The sequence below is a fragment of the Kitasatospora sp. NPDC096128 genome (assembly GCF_040303105.1).
Taxonomy (GTDB): Bacteria; Actinomycetota; Actinomycetes; order Streptomycetales; family Streptomycetaceae; genus Kitasatospora.
Genome location: NZ_JBEOSP010000009.1, coordinates 109,084 through 133,146 on the forward strand (window position 1 = coordinate 109,084; position 24,063 = coordinate 133,146).

24 protein-coding genes are annotated in these 24,063 nt (G+C 73.5%); 16 read left to right on the top strand and 8 right to left on the bottom strand.

The window, feature by feature from the left end:
• Positions 1-12 precede the first annotated feature (12 nt).
• Positions 13-588 carry a sigma-70 family RNA polymerase sigma factor gene (locus tag ABTY61_RS12975; RefSeq protein ID WP_350505017.1) on the bottom strand — a complete coding sequence of 192 codons (576 nt, stop codon included), beginning with the start codon at positions 586-588 and terminating at the stop codon, positions 13-15.
• Positions 589-1,255: 667 nt separating this feature from the next.
• Here ABTY61_RS12975 and ABTY61_RS12980 point away from each other — a divergent pair.
• Complete coding sequence (locus ABTY61_RS12980) at positions 1,256-1,729, top strand: ATP-binding protein (RefSeq protein WP_350505018.1); 474 nt, start codon at positions 1,256-1,258, stop codon at positions 1,727-1,729.
• Positions 1,730-2,141: 412 nt separating this feature from the next.
• On the opposite strand, the gene ABTY61_RS12985 is transcribed toward ABTY61_RS12980, so the two are convergent.
• Positions 2,142-3,113, bottom strand: a complete 972-nt coding sequence (locus tag ABTY61_RS12985) for a GlxA family transcriptional regulator (RefSeq protein ID WP_350505019.1) — start codon at positions 3,111-3,113, stop codon at positions 2,142-2,144.
• A gap of 173 nt (positions 3,114-3,286) precedes the next feature.
• Here ABTY61_RS12985 and ABTY61_RS12990 point away from each other — a divergent pair, with 173 nt between their 5' ends.
• The 4 genes from ABTY61_RS12990 (at position 3,287) to ABTY61_RS13005 (ending at position 6,765) form a co-directional block, all read left to right on the top strand.
• Positions 3,287-4,627 (top strand): MFS transporter, encoded by a 1,341-nt coding sequence (locus ABTY61_RS12990; protein ID WP_350505020.1) that lies wholly within the window; start codon positions 3,287-3,289, stop codon positions 4,625-4,627.
• Between the two features lie 21 nt (positions 4,628-4,648).
• Positions 4,649-5,176: a GNAT family N-acetyltransferase gene (locus ABTY61_RS12995; RefSeq protein WP_350505021.1), complete on the top strand. Its 528-nt coding sequence runs from the start codon at positions 4,649-4,651 to the stop codon at positions 5,174-5,176.
• Positions 5,177-5,277: 101 nt separating this feature from the next.
• The gene (locus ABTY61_RS13000; RefSeq protein WP_350505022.1) at positions 5,278-5,622 is read left to right on the top strand and encodes a DUF4229 domain-containing protein; all 345 of its coding nucleotides are present in this window, start codon (positions 5,278-5,280) and stop codon (positions 5,620-5,622) included.
• Positions 5,623-5,769: 147 nt separating this feature from the next.
• A complete protein-coding gene (locus ABTY61_RS13005; RefSeq protein ID WP_350505023.1) occupies positions 5,770-6,765 on the top strand; it encodes a LacI family DNA-binding transcriptional regulator in 996 nt (331 codons plus the stop codon).
• Positions 6,766-6,973: 208 nt separating this feature from the next.
• On the opposite strand, the gene ABTY61_RS13010 is transcribed toward ABTY61_RS13005, so the two are convergent.
• On the bottom strand, positions 6,974-8,182 hold the full coding sequence (locus ABTY61_RS13010; protein ID WP_350505024.1) for an MFS transporter: 1,209 nt from the start codon (positions 8,180-8,182) through the stop codon (positions 6,974-6,976).
• A gap of 212 nt (positions 8,183-8,394) precedes the next feature.
• Between ABTY61_RS13010 and ABTY61_RS13015 the strand changes: the two genes are divergently transcribed.
• Together ABTY61_RS13015 and ABTY61_RS13020 are read left to right on the top strand one after the other, a co-directional pair.
• Positions 8,395-8,547: a hypothetical protein gene (locus ABTY61_RS13015; protein WP_350505025.1), complete on the top strand. Its 153-nt coding sequence runs from the start codon at positions 8,395-8,397 to the stop codon at positions 8,545-8,547.
• A gap of 100 nt (positions 8,548-8,647) precedes the next feature.
• Positions 8,648-9,973 carry a dicarboxylate/amino acid:cation symporter gene (locus ABTY61_RS13020; protein ID WP_350505026.1) on the top strand — a complete coding sequence of 442 codons (1,326 nt, stop codon included), beginning with the start codon at positions 8,648-8,650 and terminating at the stop codon, positions 9,971-9,973.
• Positions 9,974-10,194: 221 nt separating this feature from the next.
• Here the strand turns inward: ABTY61_RS13020 and ABTY61_RS13025 are convergent, their stop codons facing one another.
• The gene (locus ABTY61_RS13025) at positions 10,195-10,404 is read right to left on the bottom strand and encodes a cold-shock protein (RefSeq protein ID WP_350505027.1); all 210 of its coding nucleotides are present in this window, start codon (positions 10,402-10,404) and stop codon (positions 10,195-10,197) included.
• Positions 10,405-10,836: 432 nt separating this feature from the next.
• Here ABTY61_RS13025 and ABTY61_RS13030 point away from each other — a divergent pair, with 432 nt between their 5' ends.
• The 7 genes from ABTY61_RS13030 to ABTY61_RS13060 all read left to right on the top strand — a co-directional run bounded on the left by ABTY61_RS13030 (position 10,837) and on the right by ABTY61_RS13060 (position 19,191).
• Positions 10,837-11,748, top strand: coding sequence for a menaquinone biosynthetic enzyme MqnA/MqnD family protein (locus ABTY61_RS13030; protein ID WP_350505028.1), 912 nt, complete (start codon positions 10,837-10,839; stop codon positions 11,746-11,748).
• A 269-nt stretch (positions 11,749-12,017) separates the two neighbouring features.
• Positions 12,018-13,832 (top strand): serine/threonine-protein kinase, encoded by a 1,815-nt coding sequence (locus ABTY61_RS13035; protein ID WP_350505029.1) that lies wholly within the window; start codon positions 12,018-12,020, stop codon positions 13,830-13,832.
• A gap of 96 nt (positions 13,833-13,928) precedes the next feature.
• Positions 13,929-15,149 carry a cyclic dehypoxanthinyl futalosine synthase gene (gene mqnC, locus ABTY61_RS13040; RefSeq protein ID WP_350505030.1) on the top strand — a complete coding sequence of 407 codons (1,221 nt, stop codon included), beginning with the start codon at positions 13,929-13,931 and terminating at the stop codon, positions 15,147-15,149.
• Between the two features lie 37 nt (positions 15,150-15,186).
• Positions 15,187-15,933, top strand: a complete 747-nt coding sequence (locus ABTY61_RS13045) for an imidazolonepropionase-like domain-containing protein (protein WP_502895293.1) — start codon at positions 15,187-15,189, stop codon at positions 15,931-15,933.
• 344 nt (positions 15,934-16,277) lie between these two features.
• Positions 16,278-16,871, top strand: coding sequence for a hypothetical protein (locus tag ABTY61_RS13050; protein ID WP_350505031.1), 594 nt, complete (start codon positions 16,278-16,280; stop codon positions 16,869-16,871).
• 100 nt (positions 16,872-16,971) lie between these two features.
• A complete protein-coding gene (locus ABTY61_RS13055; protein WP_350505032.1) occupies positions 16,972-17,667 on the top strand; it encodes a demethylmenaquinone methyltransferase in 696 nt (231 codons plus the stop codon).
• Between the two features lie 234 nt (positions 17,668-17,901).
• Positions 17,902-19,191: a geranylgeranyl reductase family protein gene (locus tag ABTY61_RS13060; protein ID WP_350505137.1), complete on the top strand. Its 1,290-nt coding sequence runs from the start codon at positions 17,902-17,904 to the stop codon at positions 19,189-19,191.
• A 124-nt stretch (positions 19,192-19,315) separates the two neighbouring features.
• On the opposite strand, the gene ABTY61_RS13065 is transcribed toward ABTY61_RS13060, so the two are convergent.
• The 3 genes from ABTY61_RS13065 to ABTY61_RS13075 all read right to left on the bottom strand — a co-directional run bounded on the left by ABTY61_RS13065 (position 19,316) and on the right by ABTY61_RS13075 (position 21,487).
• On the bottom strand, positions 19,316-19,729 hold the full coding sequence (locus ABTY61_RS13065; protein ID WP_350505033.1) for a MazG-like family protein: 414 nt from the start codon (positions 19,727-19,729) through the stop codon (positions 19,316-19,318).
• 149 nt (positions 19,730-19,878) lie between these two features.
• Complete coding sequence (locus tag ABTY61_RS13070) at positions 19,879-20,589, bottom strand: peptidylprolyl isomerase (protein ID WP_350505034.1); 711 nt, start codon at positions 20,587-20,589, stop codon at positions 19,879-19,881.
• Positions 20,590-20,761: 172 nt separating this feature from the next.
• Entirely contained in the window at positions 20,762-21,487 is a 726-nt protein-coding gene (locus ABTY61_RS13075; RefSeq protein ID WP_350505035.1) for a TetR/AcrR family transcriptional regulator, read from the bottom strand.
• A gap of 94 nt (positions 21,488-21,581) precedes the next feature.
• Here ABTY61_RS13075 and ABTY61_RS13080 point away from each other — a divergent pair, with 94 nt between their 5' ends.
• Together ABTY61_RS13080 and ABTY61_RS13085 are read left to right on the top strand one after the other, a co-directional pair.
• On the top strand, positions 21,582-22,247 hold the full coding sequence (locus ABTY61_RS13080) for a CatB-related O-acetyltransferase (protein ID WP_350505036.1): 666 nt from the start codon (positions 21,582-21,584) through the stop codon (positions 22,245-22,247).
• Between the two features lie 176 nt (positions 22,248-22,423).
• Positions 22,424-23,389, top strand: coding sequence for a DMT family transporter (locus ABTY61_RS13085; RefSeq protein ID WP_350505037.1), 966 nt, complete (start codon positions 22,424-22,426; stop codon positions 23,387-23,389).
• 12 nt (positions 23,390-23,401) lie between these two features.
• Here ABTY61_RS13085 and ABTY61_RS13090 read toward each other — a convergent pair whose 3' ends face one another.
• Positions 23,402-23,977 carry a hypothetical protein gene (locus ABTY61_RS13090; protein WP_350505038.1) on the bottom strand — a complete coding sequence of 192 codons (576 nt, stop codon included), beginning with the start codon at positions 23,975-23,977 and terminating at the stop codon, positions 23,402-23,404.
• Positions 23,978-24,063 lie beyond the last annotated feature (86 nt).

The window sequence follows — 24,063 nt, forward strand, 5'->3', positions numbered from 1 at the left end:
GCACGCTCACCTTCACCTGCCCCCGTCCCCATCGCTGTGCTCCTGGCGGGCGCGTTCGTCGGCCAGTTCGGTGGCCAACAGCTCCAGGCCGAGCCGCATCCGCTGCTTGGCGGCCTGCTCGCTGATGCCGAGCAGCCGGGCCGTCTCCTGGTAGGTGCGGCCGTCGTAGTACGTCACCGCGATGGTCTCACGCAGGGGTTGGGGCAGGGAGTCCACCACGTACTGCATGCGCGCGGCGGTGGCCACGGCGCGGATCTCCTCCTCGGCCGCGCCGCCGCGCCCCGGTGCCAGCTCGGCGCCGCGCCGCGTCCGCAGCCGTTCGACCGCGCGGCGGTGGGTGAGCGCGCCGAGCCAGGAGCGCAGCGAGCCCCGGGCGGGGTCGAAGTCCTCGGGGTGCTCCCAGACGTGGGCGAAGACCTCCCGGGTGAGCTGGGCGGCGGCCGTCTGGTCGGCGAGTATCCGGCCGGCCAGGCCGTGCACCATCGGCGCGAGCCGGTCGTAGAGTTCGCCCAGCGCGGTCTCCTCACCGCGGGCGAGGCGTCGCTGCAACTGCTCGTCCCAGCGCGGGATCCGGTCCGGGGTGGCCATCGAGAACCACCCTCCTGCCCGGTTCGCTGGCGTTACCCAACGGTATCCCGTGGCAGGTCCGCGGCGGGAGGGATTCGGGCAAGAACGGAACCGGGCCTCGTGGTTCGGGCCGGCTCCTGGTGTCGGTGCGGCTTCTGGTGTCGGGCCGGCTCCTGGCGTCGGTGCGGCACCGGAGGGCGGTCCGCCGGCGGACGGCTGATCGTCCGATGGTGGGACGGTCCGCCGATGCCGCTGTTCGAGGACCCCTGGACATATGTCGCACGGGTGGTTAGCGAGTGGCGGGCGGGGGGTCGGGGGTGTCCGGCGGTAGGTTCCCGCCCAGGGCGTGTCCGACACGCTCCGCGGGACCGGCGTCGGCCCGGGCCGGACGAGTGCCGGTGCGAGGCTCGCGAGAGTGAACGGGACAGTATGCACTGCCCTGTCCCCCGATCGCCGGAATATGCCCGAAGCGCTTGCTGCGGCTCGTCCGCCCACCCATCCTGAGGCGTATTCGTGTCGTGGCCGGTGCGCTGCCGACGAGTTGACGCGGGCGAGTGGCGCGGGCGGACGGGTCGGCGAGCGCCCCGGTGAGCCCCGGTGGCACCGGGCGAAGTGCGAGGGCCCCGCCGGCCGGCTGATCCGGCCCGATCGGGACGTTGGCCGAACTGCGAGTGCGGGTGGTGGAGCGGTGCAGGTTCTACAGGTACAGCTTGCGGTGCAGGCGGACCCCGCCGAGGTCGGCCGGGCCCGCCGGTGGGTGCGCTCGCGGTTGCTGAACCACGGGGTGGACCCGGACGCGCCGATGGCCGAGACGGTGGTGCTGGTGGTCTCGGAGCTGGTGACCAACGCCGTGGTGCACACCGGCTGTCCGGCCGTGCTGAGGCTCTGCCTGCCGGTGGCCGAGGGCCCGGCGGCCGCCGCTCCGCCCGGCCCGCTGCGGGTGGAGGTGGCCGACGCGAGCCAGGCCGCCCCGGCCCCCCGGCACGCCGGGGCGGACGAGGACGCGACCAACGGGCGCGGCCTGGAGCTGGTCGAGCTGCTCTGCGAGCGCTGGGGCTGGTACCCGGACGGCTCGGGCAAGCGGGTCTGGTGCGAGATCGGCGCCGAGGCGCGGCCGGCCGATCCGCTGGCCGGCGTGGACTGGGCGGCTTTGGCGCAATAGCGGCTTCCGGCATCGGTCTCCGGCACCGGCTTCCGGCACCGGCCGAAAGTTGACGCAACCATTCCGAATTTCGGACTACCCATTGACGTGACGTATCCGACTGATCACGCTTGGGTGCGGCTCTCCGTTGCGAGGGGACGCCGAGGGGACGCCCGTCCGCCGTCACGGTGCTGCTGTCCAGGGGAATCGCGCCAGCAGGGGGGATCGTGGACTGCCGGGCGCGGTCGGGTCCTCGGCGAGTGCGGAGCGTCCGGCGCGGCTTCAGGGCCCATGCGCCGCGATCGGACGGCGGCCCGCCACGCTGCGCTCGGCGCGCACGCGGCCGGCCGCCGTCCGAGGCGCCGCTCCGGAGGGGCGGGTTCCGGCCACCGGCTGGTCGGGAGTGGTCTCAGGGGCGGTCTCCGGGGTGGTCTCAGAGCAGAGTGGTCCGGAAGGTGCGGCGGTAGGCGCTCGGAGCCACGTCCAGCCGGCCGCGCAGTTGCAGCCGCAGCGAGGCGGCGGTGCCGAAACCGGACTCCCGGGCGACCTGGTCGATGGTCAGGTCGGTGCGCTCCAGCAACTGCCGGGCCCGCTCGGTGCGTTGGGTGGTGATCCACTGGCCGGGGCTGGCCCCGGTCTCCTCGCGGAACCGCCGGGTGAAGGTCCGCACGCTCATGCCCGCCCGCTCCGCGAGCCGGCGCAGCGGCAGCGGATCGTCCAGGTGCTCCAGCGCCCAGGCGCGGACGGCGGCGGTGCCGGAGCCGCCGGTCTCCACCGGGCTCGGGGCCTCCACGTACTGCTTCTGGCCGCCGTCGCGCCACGGCGGCACCAGGCAGTTGCGGGCCACCGCGTTGGCCACCGCGCTGCCGTGGTCGCGGCGCACCACATGCAGGCACAGGTCCACCCCGGCGGCCACCCCGCCGGAGGTGAGGACGTCGCCGTCGTCGGTGTAGAGCACGTCCGGGTCCAGCCGGACCTTGGGGAAGGCCCGGGCGAAGCGCTCGGTGTAGCGCCAGTGGGTGGTGGCCGGGCGGCCGTCCAGCAGGCCGGCGGCGGCCAGCAGGAACGAGCCGGTGCAGATCGACATCAGCCGGGCGCCGGGCCGGATCCGCCGCAGGGCGGCAGCCAGTTCGGGGGTGAAGGCGGCGTCCGCGCCGTCCGGGTCGGCGTCGTGGGAGGCCGGGACCACCACCGTGTCGGCCCGCGCCAGCAGTTCGGGCCCGTGGTCGACCGCGATCCGGAAGTCGGCGCTGGTGGCGACCGGCCCGCCGTCCAGGGTGCAGGTGGCCACCTCGTAGAGCGGCCGGCCGGATCCGTCCTTGGCGTTGCCGAAGATCCTTGCGGGGATGCCGAGTTCGAAGGCGATCACGCCCCGCAGGGCGAGTACCGCGACCAGGTGTGGCATGCCGTTCCCTCCCAGGGGTCGTCGTTCCCGGCGGCCGGGGCCGGGGCCGGGGCCGGGGCTGTTCCCGGGGGCCGGGTCCGGGCCAGGGTATGCGACGGGCATGGCCCGATCCTTGCGAAAGCTGTCATTCAGGCCACTCGTCCGGTCGGCGCCGGCTCGGGACACTCGTCCATGTGACCGAACGCAGTGCCCTCACCGCAGCCCCCACGCCGACCGCCCCCACGCCGACCGCCCACGCAGGCGCCCCCGGCCGACGCCCCCGGGTGCACTACGCCTGGGTGGTGGCCGCCGTCGCCCTGGTCGTCCTGCTCGGCTCGGCCGGCTTCCGCTCCACGCCCAGCCTGATGATGGACGCCCTGCACAACGAGTTCGGCTGGTCGCTCGGGACGATCGCCGGCGCCACCTCCGTCAACCTCACCCTCTACGGCCTCACCGCCCCCTTCGCCGCCGCCCTGATGGACCGGTTCGGCGTGCGGCTGGTGGTGGTCTGCGCGCTGCTCACCATCTCGGTCGGCGCCGGCCTCACCATGCTGATGCGCCAGCCCTGGCAGCTGATCCTCTGCTGGGGCGTGCTGGTCGGCCTCGGCAGCGGCTCGATGGCCGGCGCCTTCGCCACCACCATCACCGGCCGCTGGTTCCAGGCCCGCCAGGGCCTGGTCACCGGGGTGCTCACCGCCGCCGGGGCCGCCGGGAACCTGGTCTTCCTGCCGGTCGGCGCCTGGCTGGTCGAGCAGCACGGCTGGCGCGCGGCCGTGGTCGTGGTCTCACTCGCCGCCAGCGCCGTCGCCGTGCCCGTCCTGCTGCTGATGCGCGAGCGCCCGGCCGACCTCGGGCTGCTCCCGTACGGCGCCACCGAGGCCCCGCCCGAGCCGGTGCGGGACGGCCGCGCCCTGGCCCGCACGCTGCGGGTGCTGCGCGACGCCGCCCGCACCAGGGCCTTCTGGCTGCTCGCGGGCTCCTTCGCGATCTGCGGCGCCACCACCGCCGGCCTGGTCGGCACCCACTTCATCCCGGCCGCACACGACCACGGCATGCCCGTCACCACCGCCGCCGGCCTGCTCGCCCTGATCGGCGTGTTCGACGTGGTCGGCACCGTGTTCAGCGGCTGGCTCACCGACCGGGTCGACTCCCGGCTGCTGCTCACCGTCTACTACGGGCTGCGCGGCCTCTCCCTGCTCCTGCTGCCGCAGCTGCTGGCCGGCTCGCTCCACCCGCCGATGCTCGCCTTCGTCGTCTTCTACGGCCTGGACTGGGTGGCCACCGTGCCGCCGACCGTCGCGCTGTGCCGCCGGCAGTTCGGCGAGGACGCCCCGATCGTCTTCGGCTGGGTGCTCGCCGCCCACCAGATCGGCGCGGCCGTCGTCGCCGGGCTGGCCGGCCTGGCCCGCGACGCGCTCGGGAACTACGACCTCACCTGGTACGGCGCCGGCGCGCTGTGCGCGGTCGCGGTCGGGCTCTGCCTGGCGCTGCGCACCGGGCGGCCGACGGACCGGGCGGTGCCCGCCCTGCCGTAACGGGGCCCTAGGCTCCGTTTCATGGCACTCACCTTCACCCTCGACCCGAAGCCCGACCCCGACCTGCGCACCGCCGTGGTCAGGTTGTGGACGGACGTCACCAACGCCGGCGGCGCGGTCGGCTTCGTGGCCCCGGTCACCGAGGAGGAGGTCTGGGACACCGCCGACCGCCAGTTCGCCGGGCTCGCCCCCGACGGCCCCGACCGCCTCCTGGTCGCGCACGAGAGCGCCACCGGCCGGCTGGTCGGGGTGCTGTTCTTCGCGTCGATGCGCTTCGAGCCGATGGAGCACTGGCGGATGCTCAAGCGGGTCATGGTGCACCCCGACTTCCAGGGCCTCGGCTACGGCGCCGAACTGCTCGCCGAGGCCGAGCGGGTCGCCCGGGCGTGGGGCCTGGAGTCGCTGCGGCTCACCGCCCGCGGCGGCCTCGGCCTGGAGCGCTTCTACGCCCGCTGCGGCTACCGGGAGGTGGGCCGGGTGCCGGCCGCGATCCGGGTCGCCCCCGGGGACGACCGCGACGACATCACCATGTGGCTCGACCTGCGCTGACCGGCCCGGAGGGAGGGGCGGGCGCCCCCTGGCCCGCGCCGGGTGTCAGGCATGCTTGACTGGGAGACCCGCCCCGGCTCGAACCAGAAGGATGTGTCCCAGTGAGCAGCAACGGCCCGCAGAAGTCGCACGCCACGCTCCGCTACACCTCCATGCGGGCCAGCATCTTCCTCGGCTGTCTGCTGGTGGCCCTGCTGCTCGGGCACTTCGGGGTCATCCCGGTGAGCGGCGAGGCCGGGGTGATCTTCCTGTTCCTGCTGGCCGCGGTCGCCTCCGCGCCGCTCAGCTACGTGCTGCTGAGCAAGCAGCGCGACGAGATGTCCTCCCAGATCACCACCAAGGTCGCCGGGCTGCGCAGCCGCACCGCCGAGCGGATCGCCACGCAGAACGCCGAGGAGGACGCCGCGGACGACGCCGCCCGCGCGGCCGCCTCCCGGCAGAGCTGACCCCGGGCGCAGCCCGACGTGCCCGACGTGCCGAACGTGCCCGACGTGCCTGCTGTATCCGACGTGCCCGCCGCACCCGCTGATCCGCGGCCGGGCGTTGGGGCCGGGGCCGGGGCCGGGCGTGCCGCCGGGACCTGGCCGGCCCCCGTGCGCCGGCCCACCGGGCGGGATGTGGCCCGGCTCGCCGGGGTCTCCCAGGCCACCGTTTCGCTGGTCTTCTCCGGTGCCGAGGCCGGTCGCCGGGTCTCCGAGGCGACCCGGGAGCGGGTCCGCGAGGCCGCCCGTGGCCTCGGCTACCGCCCGCAGGCGGCGGGCCGGCAGCTGCGGCTGGGCCGCAGCGGGATGATCATGCTCGCGGTCCCGAACCTCCAGGGCCCGTTCTTCGGCCGGGTGCTGGAAGGCGTCCACCACGAGGCCGGCCGGCACGGCCTGGCGGTCGTGGTCAGCTCCGGCTGGGGCAGCGCGACCCTCGCCGAGGCCGCCACCGCGGGCCGCTTCGACGGTCTGCTGATCTGCTCCCCGGACGACAGCCAGCTCGGCGAGCTGCCGCCGGACACCCCCGCCGTCTTCCTGGACGCCGACCCCGGCACCGACCTGGCGCGCCCGACCGTCGAGCTCGACGTGGCCGGCGGGATGCGGGCGGCCGTCGAGCACCTGGCCGCCCTGGGCCACCGCCGGATCGGGCGCCTGCGGTCCACCCACGCCGCGTACACCTTCCGGGTCCGGCAGGCCGCCTTCGAGCAGGCCGTCCGCGAACTCGGGCTGGAGGTCGTGGAGTTGGGCGTGAGCCTGAACGACGGCCACGCGGCCGCGCGGAGCGTGGCGGGGGAGCTGCTGGAGCGGGCGGACCGTCCGCGCGCGGTGATCTGCGACGACGACGTGGTCGCCTCCGGGGTCTACCAGGCCGCCGCCGAGCGGGGGTTGCGGGTGCCGGACGACCTGTCGGTGGTCGGCATGGACAACGTGGCGGTCTCCGGGCTGCTCGCCCCGCCGCTGACCACCGTCGACCTGCCCGGCGAGGAGCTGGGCCGGGCGGGGGCGGCCGCGCTCGCCGGTCTGCTGCGCGGCGAGCGGGTGGAGCCGGTGGCGCCGCTGGCCACCTCGCTGGTGCGACGCTCCTCGACGGCGCCGGCGCGGCCCTGACGGTTCCGGCGCGTCCGGGCTGTTCCGGTGGTTCCGGTGCGTCCCGGCGGTCCGGGCTGCCCCGGCGGTCCTGACGGTCCTGTGCCTCCTGCGGCTTCCGCGGCTTCCGGGTCGCCGCCCGTCGCGCCTCGGCCCGATCGCGGGAGGGCGACATGACTGCGCCCGCCGGCCAGACCCCCGGCGGGCGCAGTCGTCTGCGGGGTGGGCGTCAGCCCACCGGGACGGGCTCGGCGAGCGGCGCGACCGGCGCGCCGCGGAACCAGTGCCGGGCGCCGAACAGCACCAGTGCGCCGAGGGCGATCCCGCCGACCGCGCACACCGCAACCGGGCGCAGCGAGTCCTCGGCGAGGTGGCCGGAGACGGCGTAGCCGAGCGAGTTGCCGGTGGCGAACAGGGTCACCAGCCAGGCGAACGCCTCGGTGACCGTCCCGGTCGGGGCCAGTTCGGCGACCAGGACGAAGGCGGCCGCCAGCAGCGGGGCCAGCATGACGCCGGAGAGGAAGGCCAGCGCGGCCATCGGGTACGGGCCGGGCAGCGTGACCAGCGGCAGGTAGGAGGCGGCCATGGCGAGGGCCATCAGCCAGGTGCGGGTCGCGGTGCTCTGCCGCCAGGTGACCATGCCGTAGGCCAGCGCGCCGAGCAGTCCGCCGAGCGCGGCCAGGGCCAGCAGGGTCCCCCCGCCGCCGGGCAGGCCGCCGGCGTGCTGCTCGGCGTAGGCGATGAACAGCACGTTCTGCGCGCCGACCGCCCAGCCGGCCCCGGCGAGCCCGATCAGCAGCAGCACCAGGCCGGGGGAGCGCAGCGGGCCGAGCAGTCCGGCGGACTGCGCGCGGGCGGGGGCGCGCCAGGCGCGGGCGGGGGCGGCGGTGGCCACGACCAGTGCCCCGGCCAGTCCGAGTCCGGCGGCCACCCAGAGCGCGGCGACCGGGCTGAACAGCCCGGCGATCGCGGCGACGGCCAGCGGTCCGGCCACATAGAGGATCTGCTGGGAGGCGGAGTCGAAGGCGTACGCGGTGTCGAGCTGCTCCTCCTCGACCACGTCCGGCCAGAGCGAGCGCAGACAGGGCTCCAGCGGCGGCATCGCGAGGCCGGCGACGGCGGCGCCGAGCGGCGCGGCGAGCGCGGAGCCGGGGGCGAGGGCGAGCAGGGCGTACCCGCCGCCGGCCACCACGGCGGAGACCAGCAGGACGCGCGGCTGGCCGGTGCGGTCGACGATCCGCCCGAGCACCGGTCCGCCGACGGCGGCGGCGATCGCGTAGGCGGCGGTGGCCAGGCCGATCCGGCTGTACGGGACGCCGGCCTCGCGCAGGGCGAGGGCGATCACCAGGGCGGTCATACCGGCGGGCAGGCGGCCGAGCAGGGTGCCGAGCAGGAGTCGGGTGACGTGCGGGGCGCGGAGCAGGGCGAGGTAGCCCATCGGTGGTCTTCTCCGGTCAGGGCAGGGGAGGGCGGGGACGTCGTCAAAGTTATACGTATAACCATCGGTCGGTCAATCCGACCGGAGGGCTGAGCTGATGGTGCGTCAGCTTCGTTCGTGTCCGGATCTCACTCTCGGGTGGCGGCCGGATGTGGCCTGATCTCAAACAACTACTTTGAACATCTCAAACCTTTCCTGCTAACGTTTCGGCCGTGACCACCTCAGACGCACTGCGGATGCACGGCCCGGGCCCGCTGCCCGGCGCCGCCCGCCCCGGTGCTCTGACCGGTGCTGTGGACAGCCCGCGCCGCTGTCGCGCCATCAGCTGTACGGCCATGAGCTGTATCGCGGCGGCACGCCCCTGAACCGGGGTTCGTGACCTCTCCCCGTCCGGCCCCGTGCCGTGCCGCCCCCTCCGCCCCACACCCCACCGTCAGCAACGCCCTCCCCCGGAGTCGCACCCCCATGTCCACAGCGCCCGAGGTGACCTCGTCGCCGTCCGTGCTCGCCCGCATCCGCAAGACACCGTTCTGGGTGCAGATCGTCGCCGGCCTCGTGCTCGGCATCGGCCTCGGCTACCTGGCCCGTGCCGCCGACGTCTCCTGGCTGGCCACCACCCTGGAGACGATCGGCAAGATCTTCGTCCAGCTGCTCAAGCTGGCCGTGCCGCCGCTGGTCTTCACCGCGATCGTGGTGAGCGTCGCCAACCTGCGCAACGTCACCAACGCGGCCCGGCTGGCCACCCGCACGCTGCTCTGGTTCATGATCACCTCGCTGATCGCGGTCGGCATCGGCCTGGGCCTGGGCCTGCTGACCAACCCCGGCCGGGGCACCAACCTCAAGACCGAGGGCCTCAAGGCACTCGACTCCAAGGGCACCTGGATCGACTTCCTGACCGGGATCTTCCCGACCAACATCGTCGACGCCTTCGTCAAGGTGAACGTGCTGCAGATCGTCTTCATGGCGGTCGTGGTCGGCGCCGCGATCATCAAGCTCGGCACCAAGGCCGAGCCGGTCCTCAAGCTCAGCGAGACCGTGCTGGAGCTGACCCAGACCGCCCTGTGGTGGGTCATCCGGCTCTCCCCGCTCGGCACCCTCGGCCTGATCGGCAAGTCCGTCGCCAAGTACGGCTGGGACCTGCTCAAGCCCTTCGCCACGCTGACCCTCGACATCTACGTCGGCTGCGCGCTGGTGCTGTTCGTCGTCTACTCGCTGGTGCTGCGCTTCGCCGCGGGCCTCAACCCGCTGCACTTCTTCAAGGGCGCCTGGCCGGCCATCCAGCTGGCCTTCGTCTCGCGCTCCTCGGTCGGCACCCTGCCGGTCACCCGCCGTGTCACCGAGCGCCTCGGCGTCCCGAGCGAGTACGCCTCGTTCTCGGTGCCGTTCGGCGCCACCACCAAGATGGACGGCTGCGCCTCGATCTACCCGGCCGTCGCCGCGATCTTCGTCGCCCAGGTCTACAACATCGAACTGGGCATCAGGGACTACATCCTGATCGCCTTCGTCTCGGTCGTCGGCTCGGCCGCCACCGCGGGCCTCACCGGTGCGATCGTCATGCTGACGCTGACCCTCTCCACCCTCGGCCTGCCGCTGGAGGGCGTCGGCCTGCTGCTGGCCATCGACCCGATCCTGGACATGATGCGCACCGCCACCAACGTGGCCGGTCAGGTGGTCGTGCCGGTCGTGGTCGCCGCGCGGGAGCGGATCCTGGACGTGGCCGCGTACAACAACCCCTCCGGGGACCTGTACGAGGAGGACGCGCCGAAGGCCGCGGTCCCGGCCGTCGCCTGATCGGCCCGTACGACCTGTACGACCTGTACGACCCTGAAGGGTCCTCTCCCGGTGCACGGGGAGGGCCCTTCGGTGCTTCGCAGGGGCGCCGGGGAAAAGGCAGGGGGCCCGCCGCGATGGGCAGGCCCCCTTGGGTGTTGCTCTTGTGCTCATGGTGACGGCTGTCGGGAGCCGTCGGCGGACCCGAAGGGGTCCCGAGCGATCAGAACATCAGAGGAAGGTCAGACAGCGCTGACGGTGACGTTCTCCGCCTGCGGGCCCTTCGGACCCTGGGTGACGTCGAAGGTGACCGCCTGGTTCTCCTCCAGCGAACGGAAGCCGTTCGCGTTGATGGCGGAGTAGTGGACGAAGACGTCGGGGCCGCCGCCCTCCTGGGCGATGAAGCCGAAGCCCTTCTCAGCGTTGAACCACTTGACGGTTCCCTGAGCCATGCCGTTCTCCTTGCGATGCGTGTCGGGGGCCACACCGTGTGGTCCCCGGTCCGCTGCGCTGATCGCCCTGCCTCCGGACGAGTCCGAAGTTTTTCGATATTGCTGAAAAACTACAAAAAGCCTGCGGTTACATGCTCCGCAGGCTTCAAGTACTGCAAGGGGAATCAAACTGCAACTGAGGGCAACGCTAGCATGCGGCAGCTGTGACGACCAGGGGTCACTTGCCCTCCGGACAGCGCGTGTCGGAGGCCCCCCGAGTGGGCTGGGAGCGGGCGCGGGCAGGCGCGTTGAGGATGTGCGCGGGTTCGCCGGGAAGCGCCCGCGCGCGTGTCGGGCGGCCGGTGCGAGCCGTCGCGAACAGCAGGCATACGCTGCGGTGAAGCGCACGGACAGCGCTGTGGGGAAGCGCACGAACAGCAAGGGAGCGGCGCAGTGGCAGCACCGGACGGACAAACGCGGGAGCCCGAACCCCAGCAGAACACCCCGGTCAGGCCCAGGGTCGGCCATATTCAGTTCCTGAACTGCGTCCCCCTCTACTGGGGCCTCGCCAGGACCGGCAACCTGCTCGACCTCGACCTCACCAAGGACACCCCGGAGAAGCTGAGCGACCAGCTCGTCGCCGGCTCCCTCGACATCGGTCCGATCACCTGCGTGGAGTACCTGCGCAACGCCGACGACCTGCTGGTCCTGCCCGACATCGCGGTCGGCAGCGACGGCCCGGTGATGTCCTGCCTGATCGTGAGCAAGGTCCCGCTCGCCGAACTCGACGGCCGCCGGGTCGCCCTCGGCTCCACCAGCCGCACCTCCGTCCGGCTCGCCCGGCTGCTCCTGGAGGAGCGCGAAGGCGTCCGCCCGGACTACTTCAGCTGCCCCCCGGACCTCAGCGCGATGCTCGCCGAGGCCGACGCGGCCGTCCTCATCGGCGACCCGGCCCTGCGCGCCTACCTGGGCCAGGCCGCCGACCTCGGGCTGACCGTCCACGACCTCGGCGAGATGTGGAAGGAGTGGACCGGCCTGCCGTTCGTCTTCGCGGTCTGGGCCGTGCGCCGCGAGTTCGCCGAGCGCCGCCCCGAACTCACCGCGGCCGTCCACCGGGCCTTCCTGGAGTCCCGCGACCTCTCGCTGGTCGAGGCCGCCAAGGTCGCCGAACAGGCCGCCCGTTGGGAGGCCTTCGGGGCGGACGTGCTGGAGCGGTACTTCAGCGAGGCGCTCGACTTCTCGCTCGGCGGGCGGCAGCTCGCCGGGGTCGCCGAGTTCGCCCGGCGGGTCGCGCACGACAGCGGCTTCGCGCCGGACGTGGCGGTGCGGCTGCTGGAGCCGGCGGCGCTGCCGGTCGGGTCGTAGGGCTCGTAGGGCAGGGGGCGGTTCAAGGGCTGGTTGGTCCGGGGTCGGTCCGGGGCCGCTCCTACTGCTGGGCTGACCGTCGGGCCGGATGTCGGGCAGGGGTTGGATCGGGGGCCGGGCCGGGGCCGGGGCCGGATGTCGGGCCGGGGAGGGCGGGGGGTCGGTCCGGCCCGGTACGGTCTGCTCCCGAGGCGTGCCCGCCGGGTGCCGCGCAGGTGCGGGGCAGGCGCGGGGGCAGGCGCGGGGCGGGCGAGGGGAGCGTGCGGGGCATGCGGGCACTGGGGTCGGACGATCCGCGCCAGGTGGGCGCCTACCGGCTGCTGCGGCGGCTCGGCTCGGGCGGAATGGGCCGGGTCTACCTCGGCCGGACGGCCGGCGGGCGCACCGTCGCCGTCAAGGTGGTCCGGACCGAACTCGCGGACGACGCCGAGTTCCGGGCCCGGTTCCGCCAGGAGGTGGCCGCCGCCCGCCGGGTCGGCGGGGCCTGGACCGCCCCCGTCCTGGACGCCGACACCGAGGGCGAACAGCCCTGGGTCGCCACCGGCTACGTCGCCGGCCCCGCACTCGCCGCCGCCGTCCGGACCCACGGTCCGCTGCCGGAGTCCGCCGTCCGCGCCCTCGGCGTCGGGCTCGCCGGGGCGCTCGCCCACGTGCACGGGCTCGGCCTGGTGCACCGCGACGTCAAGCCCTCCAACGTGCTGCTCACCCTGGACGGCCCGCGGCTCATCGACTTCGGGATCGCCCGGGCCCTGGACGCGACCAGCGGCCTCACCCGTTCGGGTTATGTCGTGGGCTCGCCCGGCTTCATGTCGCCCGAACAGGCGAACGGCCAGTCGGCCGGACCGGCCGGGGACGTCTTCTCGCTCGGCGCCGTCCTGGCCTTCGCCGGCACCGGCGTCCACCCCTTCGGCGAGGACGTCAGCGCGGCCGTCCTGCTCTACCGGGTGCTGCACGAGGAACCGGACGTGACCGGACTGCCCGAGCCGCTGCGGGCGATCGTCCTCGACTGCCTGGCCAAGGACCCGGCCGCCCGGCCCACCCCGCAGCAACTGGCCGCACGCCTCGACCCGGCCGGCGCGGGCGCCGCCCTGCTCGCGCGCGGCGACTGGCTGCCGCCGGCGCTGGCGGCCGGAGTGGGGCGCAGCGCGGTGGAGCTGCTGGACCTGGAGGGGGAGCAGGGGGATCCGCCGCCAGGGGCGTTCCGGGCGGCGGGCGTGGCCTCGCCGGGGGCTTTGCAGAGGGCCTCGCGGGGGGATTCGCAGGAGGATTCGCCCGGGGGTCCGCCCGGGGATTCGCAGGGGGAGGGGACACCTGGAGCGGCGGACGGGGCCGGGGCAGCCGGGGAGGGGGCCGGGCCGTTGCCGCTGTGCAGCTATCCGTTCGGGACGGGCGACGACCAGCGGCTCGCCCGGCAGCGCCGCCGGCGGGTCGGGATCGCGGTGGCGGCGGTGCTGGCGGTCGCGGCGCTCGGGGGAGCCGGGTACGGGTGGTACGCGATGAGCGGGCCGTCCGATCCGGTGGTGTCGGCGCCGACCGCGGCGCCCGTACCGCTTCCGTCCGTGGACCCGAGCGACGCCGTCGCCTCGCCCGGGGTCTTCGTGCCGGGCGGGGCGGACGGGGCCTCGCCCGCTCCGGCGTCTGCTCCGGCGTCCGCTCCGGCCTCCGCGACTACGTCCGGGGCGGCGTCGGTGTCCGCTCCGGGTGGGCCGGGCGCGGTGCCCGCGGCGTTCCTGGGCACCTGGAGCGGCGACATGGTCACCGAGAAGGGGCTGCCCGGCGGCACCACCACGCTCGACATCCACCAGGCGGCGATCGGTCAGGAGGCCACCACCAGCCGCAACGCCGTCTCCGGACTGATCTCGATCAGCTGCGAGGGCGCCTGGACGCTCACCTCGGTCTCCGACACCAAGCTGGTGTTCCGGTCCCGGCTGGTGCGCTCCTCGATCCCCGGCGCCTGCACCGGCGGCTCCAACGCGGAGACGCTCACCCTGGAAGCCGACGGGACGATCCGCTTCACCTCCGCCGACCCGGCCGCCGGCAACCCGGCCGGCACGCTGCGGAAGACGGGCGGGGCGGCCCGCTGAGGCGCAGTCCAGCGGGCTGACGCGGGCGCCCGAAAGGCCTGGCGTAGGCTGGTTCGGCCGTACCCGAGTTGCACTTGAGAGAGAGAAGGCCGCCAGGTGACCGAGCTCGCAGCGACCACCCTCGATGCGTCCAGCACCGACCTGCAGGCCGTGCTCGACCGGGCCGCCGCCGGCGGCCGGATCACCCCGGAGGAGGCGCTGGAGCTCTACCGCTCCGCGCCGCTGCACGCGCTCGGCTCCGCCGCCGACGCGGTGCGCCGCCGCCGCTACGCGGGCACCGAGCACATCGCGACCTACATCATCGAGCGCAACATCAACTACACCAACGTCTGCGTGACGGCGTGCAAGTTCTGCGCCTTCTACGTGCCGCCGAAGAGCGACAAGGGCTGGTCCCGCGAGCTCGACGAGATCCTGCGCCGCTGCGCCGAGACGGTCGAGCTGGGCGGCACCCAGATCATGTTCCAGGGCGGCCACCACCCGGACTACGGCGTGGAGTACTACGAGCGCGCGTTCTCGGCGATCAAGGCCGACTTCCCGCAGCTGGTGATCCACTCGCTGGGCGCCTCCGAGGTCGAGCACATGTCCCGGATCTCGGGCGTCTCCATCGAGGAGGCCATCACCCGGATCCACAAGGCGGGCCTGGACTCCTTCGCCGGCGCCGGCGCCGAGCTGCTCCCCGAGCGGCCGCGCAAGGCGATCGCCCCGCTCAAGGAGTCCGGCGAACGCTGGCTGGAGATCATGGAGGCCGCGCACGGCCTCGGCGTGGAGTCCACCTCCACTATGCTGATGGGCACCGGCGAGACCAACGCCGAACGGATCGAGCACCTGCGGATGATCCGCGAGGTGCAGGACCGCACCGGCGGCTTCCGCGCCTTCATCCCGTACACCTACCAGCCGCAGAACAACCACCTCAAGGGCTCGACCCAGGCCACCGTCTTCGAGTACCTGCGGATGATCGCGATCGCCCGCCTGTTCCTCGACAACATCGCCCACATCCAGGGCTCCTGGCTCACCACCGGCAAGGAGGCGGGCCAGCTGTCGCTGCACTACGGCGCCGACGACCTCGGCTCCGTGATGCTGGAGGAGAACGTCGTCTCGGCGGCCGGCGCCAAGCACCGCTCCAACCTGACCGAGCTGATCCACCTCATCCGCGCCGCCGACCGCGTCCCGGCGCAGCGCTCGACCACGTACGAGCACCTGCGGGTGCTGGACGACCCGGCCAACGACCCGGTCGACCCCCGCGTCGCCTCGCACATCGCCTCCACGGCGATCGAGGGCGGCACGGCGCACCCCGAGCTGAAGATCCTGGACAACTGAGCGGCCGGGACCAGGCCGACACGCTTCTGACGTCGCCGTGCTGACCCTGCACCGGGCGGAGTTCCTGCTGCCCGACCCTGCCGGTCCCGCCGGTCCCACCGACCCCGCCGACCCCGCCGACCCCGCCGACCCCGCCGGTCCCGCCGGTCCCACCGCCCCGTCCTTCGCCGACGGGGCGGTGGTGGTGCGCGGTGAACTGGTCGAGGCCGTCGGGCCGTACGCGGAGCTGGTGGCGGCGCACCCGACGGCCCGGGTCCGCGACTGGGGCCGGGCGCTGCTCGCGCCCGGCCTGCGCAACCCCTGCGGGCAGCGGCTGTTGGAGCGGGACTACCACCCGGACCCGCGCGAGGAGATCGGCGTCGAGCCGGTCGTGGACGGGCTGGTCGGCTGCGCCGACGAGACCCGGTACGGGGCCAGCGCCCGGCGCGGCCTGCAGCGGATGCTCGGGTACGGCGTGACGGCGGTGGCCGGGCCGTTCGCGCGAGCCGCGGTGCGGACGGCGGTGGCGCGGTCCGGGCTGGTGGCCCTGCCGGGGGCGGGGGACCCGCTGGAGTCGGGGGCGGGGGACCCGCTGGATCCGGTGGTGGCGCTGGACCCGGTAGCGGTGCTGGATCCGCTGGAGGTGCTGCCGCTCGCCCGGGCCGTGCACGGTCGGGTCGCGGTCGGTGGGCGGGCGGACTTCGCGGTGTTCCCGGTGGTGGCGGAGGAGGGCGGGGTCCGGCCGGTGGCCGGGGGGTGCCTGGCGACCGTGCTGGGCGGGCGGTTGGTGTACCGGCGGCGGTGACGGCCCGCAGGGCGGCGTGTGGAGGTGGCGTGTGGAGGTGGCGTGCAGGTGTGCTCGCGGGGCGGCGTGCGGGGGCGGTTGCCCGCGGGGGAGGCGTTCGTGAGCTCTCCGGTGTGACGTACCCGTCAGTAGGCGGATTGCCTTGCCGCGCAAGGGACTTCCTTCGTATGCATCTGAACTGCCGTGCCCTCCCAGGGGGGTGATTGCCTCTTCGCCGTGACCTGAGGGCCCGCCAGCGGATACGATCCCGGACAGCTCACTCCGTACCCTCACCACACCACCACCCGTGCCCGCGGGCGGCGGGGCCGAGTCCCAGGCCCCGGAGGCAAGCCAGGACAGGAACCATGCGAACCGCGACCGTCCCCCCGCCGCGAACCCCGCGGTTGGGCCGTGGTTGGTACCTCGCCGCCGTGCTCAGCGCTGTGCTGGCCGTCGGGATGTGCCTGCTCGGTTGGCGCCAGGCCGACCAGGCCGACCGGATCGCGGCCCACCCGGTGAGAGTCGAGGGCGTCGTCACCCAGCTGCCGACCGGCGGGGGCACCTACAGCGCCGTCAGCTACACGGTGAGCGGCCAGCCGCACACCGCCGCCGCGCTGCCGCTCGCCGACGGCGCCAAGCTCGGCGACGCGGTCTGCCTGGAGCACGCAGCCGACGACCCGGGCGCCGTCCGGATCTGCGGCGACACCTACCCGCAGCCCGTCGGCGTCGGACTGGCCCGGTTCAGCGTGCCCGTCGCCGTCGTGCTGTTCGTGATCTGCATGCTGCGCATCCGGCGCCACCGGCGGGATGTCGCCGTCCGCGGCGGGCAGGGCCGGCTCGCCGCCAACCTCGCGCTGGCGACCGGGGCGCTGGCCGAGGGGATGCCCGCGATTACCCAGGGCAAGCGCTCGCGCCGCCGGCGGCGCGCGGGCGGGCGGCGGGGGTCGGGGTCGCATTAGACCGGGCTGCGGTCGCCGGTGCCCCTTGGAGTGCCCTTTGGAGTGCCCCTTGGTGTGCCCCGTTGGTCGGGGTGTCCGTCACAGGGTGAACAATGGGGGCGTGACCCGAGCCTCTCTGGACAAGCAGCCGCACGAAGTCGCCGCCATGTTCGACGACGTCGCGGCCAAGTACGACCTCACCAACGACGTGCTCTCCCTCGGCCAGGCCCGTGCCTGGCGCCGGGCGGTGGCCGAGGCTGTTGCCGCCGGACCCGGGGACCTCGTGCTCGACCTCGGAGCCGGCACCGGCACCTCCTCGCTGCCCTTCGTCGAGGCCGGGGCCAAGGTCGTCCCGTGCGACTTCTCGGTCGGCATGCTCACCGAGGGCAAGCACCGCCACCCCGATCTGCCGCTCACCGCCGGCGACGCCACCCGGCTGCCGTTCGCGGACGACACCTTCGACTCGGTGACGATCTCCTTCGCCCTGCGCAACGTCCATGAGACCGACGCCGCGCTGCGCGAGATGCACCGGGTCACCAAGCCCGGCGGCAAGCTGGTGATCTGCGAGTTCTCCACGCCGACCTGGACGCCGTTCCGGACCGTCTACACCGAGTACCTGATGCGCGCGTTGCCGCCCGTCGCCACCGCCGTGAGCAGCAACCCCGACGCGTACGTCTACCTCGCCGAGTCCATCCGGGCCTGGCCGGACCAGCCCGCGCTGGCCGCGCGGATGCAGGAGAGCGGCTGGTCGAAGGTCGCCTGGCGGAACCTGACCGGTGGGATCGTCGCGCTGCACCGCGGGTACAAGCAGGCGTAGCCGGGCGGGGCGCGTGCGGCGGGGCGGGCGTTCGGGTCGGGGAGGCGGGCGTTCGGGGTGGGGGCGGGTGTTCCTGCCGGGGACGAGCGCGATTCCGTCCGGGACGCGGGCGTTTCCGTCCGGGACGCGGGCGTTTCCGGCGGCGTGAGCGGAACTAGACTGCCGGAGACAAAAGCCGCCATCCCCCCGCCGCAGCTCCAGGAGTGTGTCCACGTGTCCGAGACCGCAGCCGATCTGACGAAGCCGGACAGCACGGTCGAGAGCACCGCCGACGTCATCGTGGTCGGCGCGGGCCCGGCCGGCTCCACCACCGCGTACTACCTCGCCCAGGCCGGGCTGGACGTACTGCTGCTGGAGAAGACCGCCTTCCCGCGCGAGAAGGTCTGCGGCGACGGCCTCACCCCGCGCGCCACCAAGCAGCTGGTGGACATGGGCATCGACGTCTCCACCGAGAACGGCTGGCTGCACAACAAGGGCCTGCGCATCATCGGCGGGGGCGTCCGGCTGGAGCTGGACTGGCCCGAGCTGGCCTCCTTCCCCGACTACGGCCTGGTCCGCAAGCGCGCCGACTTCGACGAACTGCTCGCCCGTCAGGCCGAGAAGGCCGGCGCCCGGCTCTACGAGCGCTGCAACGTCAGCGGCCCGGTCCTGGACGACCGCACCGGCCGGATCATCGGCGTCACCGCCAAGCTCGGCGAGGAGAAGCGGCCGGTCACCTTCCGCGCCCCGCTGGTCGTCGCCGCCGACGGCAACTCCACCCGGCTTTCCCTCGCCATGGGCCTGCACCGCCGCGAGGACCGCCCGATGGGCGTCGCCTACCGCACCTACTTCAACTCGCCGCGCCACGACGACGACTACCTGGAGTCCTGGCTGGAGCTGTGGGACACCCGCGGCGGCCAGCGCAAGCTGCTGCCCGGCTACGGCTGGGTCTTCGGCATGGGTGACGGCACCTCCAACGTCGGCCTCGGCATCCTCAACTCCTCGCCCGCGTTCGGTGAACTCGACTGGCGCGAGGTGCTCAAGGCCTGGTGCGCGAGCATGCCGGCGGAGTGGGGCTACACCCCCGAGAACATGACCGAGCCGATCCGCGGCGCCGCCCTGCCGATGGCCTTCAACCGGCAGCCGCACTACACCCGCGGTCTGCTCCTCGTCGGCGACGCGGGCGGCATGGTCAACCCGTTCAACGGTGAGGGCATCGCCTACGCGATGGAATCCGGCCAGATCGCCGCCGGTGTCATCGTGCAGGCCCACGCCCGCCTCACCGACGGCGGCCGCGAACGCGCCCTGCACGCCTACCCGCGCATCCTCAAGGACGTGTACGGCGGCTACTACACGCTCGGCCGCGCCTTCGTGAAGCTCATCGGCAACCCCAAGGTGATGCAGCTCGCCGCCCAGCACGGGCTGCCCCGACCGCTGCTGATGCGCTTCACCCTCAAGCTGCTCGCCAACCTCACCGACCCGCAGGGCGGCGACGCCATGGACCGCGTGATCAACGGGCTGGCGAAGGTCGCGCCGAACGCCTGATTCCGGCGGTTGCGCCCGCGGGTTGCGGGTTGCGGGTTGCGGGTTGCGGGTTGCCGGTTGCGGGACGCGGTGGGCGGGGGTGGGGGCAGGGGCCGGGGCCGGGGCGGCCCGCTGCCCCGGCGACCTAGCGCGGCTCCGGTGCCGTCTCCAGTGCCGTCTCCGGTTCGGCCTTCTGCGGTTCCGGGGTCTCCCGTCCTGCCGTCTCCCCTTCCGCCGTGTCGCGGGAGGCGGCGGAGCGCTGCTCGACGTAGGCGAGGCGCTCGTCGAACACCCGGGCCGCGTCGGGGGTCAGCGTCCTCAGGGCGACGAGGGCGCTGAACACGACGTCGCACAGCTCGTGCTGGACGTCCTCCCAGGTGTGGGTGACGCCTTTTCGCGGGTTCTGGCCGGTGGCGCCGATCACCGCAGCGCCGACCTCGCCGATCTCCTCGGAGAGCTTGAGCAGCCGCAGCAGGCGCTCCTCCTGCGGCGACTGCGTGCTGTGCTCGTCCAGCCACGCGACCAGGTGGTCGACGCTCTCCCAGATCCGGCTGTCCATGCGGTGCTGCTCCCCTGTGGTGTCGTTGGTGCTGTCACCGTACGGGAGCGGCAGCGGGGGTGCGCCGGACCGGTGCGCCCGGCCCGGCGCACCTCCTTCGCCGGTGTTCGCTGCTCAGTGCTCGCTGTTCAGTTGTCGGCCAGGATCGGTCAGCGCTTGCTGATCTTCACGTGGCTGATGTTCACCGGGACGTTGGGGTAGCCGTCGCCGGGGCTGTTCTGGTCGTCCTCGCCGGCGGCCGCGATCTTCTGCAGGACGTCCAGGCCGGCCGTGACCCGGCCGAACGGGGTGTAGGCGGGGGAGAGCTTGGTGTCCTTCCAGACGATGAAGAACTGGCTGCCGTTGGTGTTCGGACCGGCGTTGGCCATGGCAACGGTGCCGGCTGGGTAGGTGGCGCCGGTCAGGTTCTCGTCCGGGAAGGAGTAGCCCGGTCCGCCGCTGCCCGTCCCGGTCGGGTCACCGCACTGCAGAACGTAGATCCGCTGGGTGGTGAGCCGGTGGCAGTGGCTGCGGTCGAAGTAGTCGTGCTCAGCGAGGAAACGGAACGAGAAGGTGGTGCAGGGCGCCTTGTCGGTCAGCGCTTCGAAGGTGATCGGGCCCTGATTGGTCCGCAGGGTCGCGTGGTACGGGCGGGCGGCCTTCCCGGCGTCGAACACCGGGATGCCCTTGAAGTTGTCGGCCGGGACGGCGGGTGTGTAGGTGCAGGCCGCGGTCTGGGCGGGGGCGGCGCCGGAGGGGGCCGCAATGGCCGTGCCGGTGCTCGCCGCGAGCGGGAGAACGGTGGCGGCGGCGACCAGTGCCCAGTGCTTGCGCTTCACGTGACGGGCCTTCCGTGGGGTGGTGGACGGCGTGCTTGTCATGGAGGAATCATCCACGGCCGGATGGGTCTTCGGTAGGGGGTGGGGCGGCCGGGGCTCCTTCGGGTGCGAGTGTTGAGGGGGCGTCATGTGTACGTTGGGGCAGGAGCGTTCGGTGGCCCTCGCGCGGGTTGGGTGCTGGTGGCGGCGCGGGGGTTCGGGTCCGGGGCTGCGGCTACAGGATCGGGGCGGTCGGCGCGGTGCCGCGGGCGGTGTCGAGGGTGATGTCGGAGGTGGTGTCGGAGGCGGTGTCGGCGTCGACGGGGTCGGTCGGGGTGGATGTGAACAGTCCGGCGCGGGCGGCGAGCGTGGCGGCGTCGGCGGCCCGTTCGGCGGTGCGGGCGTCCAGAGGTTCACCGGTGACGAACAGTCGGTAGTAGAGCGGGGCGGTGGCGGCCCTGATCACCTCGGCGCCCTCCGTCCCGGCAGGCAATTCGCCGCGGGCGACGGCCCGTTCGGCCACCTCGGCGGCCTGGCGATGGCGGGCCTCGAAGAAGTCGCGCAGGGCGGCCGCGCCGGTGTCGGAGCGCTGGGCGGCGGAGATCAGCGCGGTGGGGGTGGAGCCCCGCTCCGGGTCCGTGAAGACGCTGAACACCTCCTGGGTGATCCGGCGGAGGTCCCCCTGGAGGTCTCCGGTGTCGGGTAGCGGCCAGGGCTGGTCGGCGGAGGCGGTCAGGGCGTCGGCGACCAGGCCGTCCACTCCGCCCCATCGCCGGTAGAGGGTCGCCTTGTGGACGCCGGACCGGGCCGCTACCGCCTCGGCGGTGAGGCCGTCGTACCCCTTCTCCGTGACCTCGGCGAGCGTGGCGGCGACCACGTCCGCGCGGACCCGGGCGCTGCGGCCGCCCGGGCGAGAGGTCGGGGTGCGGGGCTGCCGGCCGGGGTTGATGGCCTCACTCAAAGTCGACTCCAGTCGCATTAAGACTTGCTGTGGGGTGGCGGTCGTGCCATGCTCATCGTAATGCGACTCAGGTCGCATTACGAGAGGAGCCTGTGTGACCACCCATGCCGTCCCCGACCCGACCGCCCTCCACCCACTCGCTGGCCACGACCGGGTGGTCCTGCTGCGCCCGCTCGTCACCGACCCGAGGATCGAGGTCGGCGAGTACACCTACTTCGACGACCCCGACGGAGCCACCCGCTTCGAGGAGCGCAACGTCCTCTACGCCTACGGCCCCGAACGGCTGGTGATCGGCAAGTACTGCGCGATCGCCACCGGCACCCGCTTCCTGATGGCCGGGGCCGCCCATCCGACCATCGGCGTCTCCACCTTTCCCTTCGCGATGTTCGGCGGCAGCTGGACCGAGCAGACCCTCGACATCGTCACGGGCCTGCCCGGCCGAGGCGACACCGTGGTCGGCAACGACGTCTGGTTCGGCTTCGGCGCCACCGTCCTGCCCGGCATCCGGATCGGCGACGGAGCGATCATCGCGGCCGGTGCGGTGGTCACCGCCGACGTCGAGCCCTACACGATCGTCGGCGGCAACCCCGCCCGTCCGATCCGGCGCCGCTTCGACGGCGCCGACATCGAACGCCTCCTCCGTGCCGCCTGGTGGGACTGGCCGGCCGAGCTCGTCACCGAGCACGTCCGGGTCATCATGTCCGGCACCCCAGCCGACATCGAGGCCATCGCCGAGACGAACGGCCTGCTCGCCGCTTGACCCGCCGGCACCTTGCGGGGGCATTGATCACCGGCGGCCCGGTGCGCGAAGATGGCGCCTCCTTGTTCCACCCTTCGCCTCGTCCGCCGCTGAGCCACACGCCCAGCTCCCGGGTCCGTCCGACGCCGTACGGTCCGCGCACCCGCCGGTCCCGTTCGTACGGAGGGATCCTCCTCATGCGTGCCTCCCTGTCCTCGTCCTCATCGGTCCTTCGCGATCTGCCGGTCCTCTTGGTGGCAGTGGTGTGGGGGTCGAGCTTCCTCGCCGTTCAGCGGGTGGCCGAACCGGAGACGGTCGTGGCCATGCTCGTCCTGCGTTTCGGGCTGGTCCTGCCGGTGCTCGGGCTGGTCGCCTGGCGCTCCCTTCGGAAGCTGAGCCGCGCCGAGTGGCTCGGCGGCGCCGGGCTGGGCGTCGTCCTCAGCGGGATCTTCCTGCTGGAGACCTACGGCGCCGTGCACACCTCCGCGACCAATGCCGGGCTGATCATCAGCCTCGCGATGGTGCTCACTCCGCTCGGCGAGAGCGCCCTCGCCCGGACCGCACCGCCGCGGGCCTTCCTCGCGGCCGCCGGGCTGGCCGTTCTGGGCGTCGCCCTGCTCACGGGTGACGGCGGGCTGCGCCCTCCGACACTCGGTGACCTGCTGGTACTGGGCGCAGCCCTCGTCCGCTCGGCGTACGTCCTGGCGATGGCCCGCACCCGTGCCATCCGTGAGACCGACACGCTCGCCGTCACCTGGGTCCAACTCGCGGTGGCCACCGGAGTATTCGCCGTCGTCGCGCTGTCCGTCGGGCCCGCACCGTGGACGGTCGCCCGCTCGTACGGGGTCGGCCAGTGGGCCTGGCTGCTGCATCTGTCCCTGTTCTGCACCCTGTTCGCCTTCTTCGTTCAGATGTGGGCCGTCCGGGCCACCTCGCCGTCCCGGGTGAGCCTGCTGCTCGGTACCGAACCGCTGTGGGCCGCCGTCTTCGGCATCACGGTGGCCGGGAACCGGATGGGCCCGCTCGCCCTGATCGGCGGAGCCCTGGTGCTGATCGCGACCGAATGGGGCCGGCGGACCGCTCCTGCGCCGCGCTCGGCCACGGCTGACTTCGAGAACACACCTGACTCGGTGGGGTCGAGCCGGGAGCCGTCCCCGGTGTGAACCAGGCGCTCGTCACCGCCACCGCCACAGCGTCCGGCGGGCGTAGTCGATGGTGACCGCGCCGAGCAGCGGACCCCAGGCGACCAGGGGCAGGTAGGCGAGCGTCATCACCAGGGCGCCGAAACCGTGCGGTGAATCCGCGTCGGCCAGGTTCCTGGCCCAGCCGCCGAACAGGCCGAGCAGCCCCAGCCTGGTCAGAAAGAGCGAGCCCAACAGAGCCGGAACGATGGCGAACAGCGGGCGCACCCTCCGGCCGCCTATCAGTGGGATCCAGCGCGGCACCACCTGTCCCCAAGGCCGGACCAGGCCCACGGTCAGGAAGGCCAGCGCCTCCGTCAGGGCACTCAGCACCACGCAGTAGACCGTGCCCCAGCCCGGTTGGTGCGCGGCGTACGCCGCAGCCGTCGCGCCACTGAAGCCGACCGGGACGCCGAAGCCGAAGACGATCCGCCACAGCCCCGAGGGAAGCGTGCTGAGGACGGCGGCTTTGGCGGCGATCCGGGCCCAGCGCGGGGCGGGCGGGACGTCCGGGGCGGGGGTCTCGACCCGATGGGTGGCGGTGCGGGCGTTGATCATGAGCTTGGACATGGTGGTGGACTCCCTTCGACCCCGGCCCCCGTGGCCGGTGCGATGTCTCAAGACTGGAGGCCGGAGAGGCCCGGCGGCAGATGCCG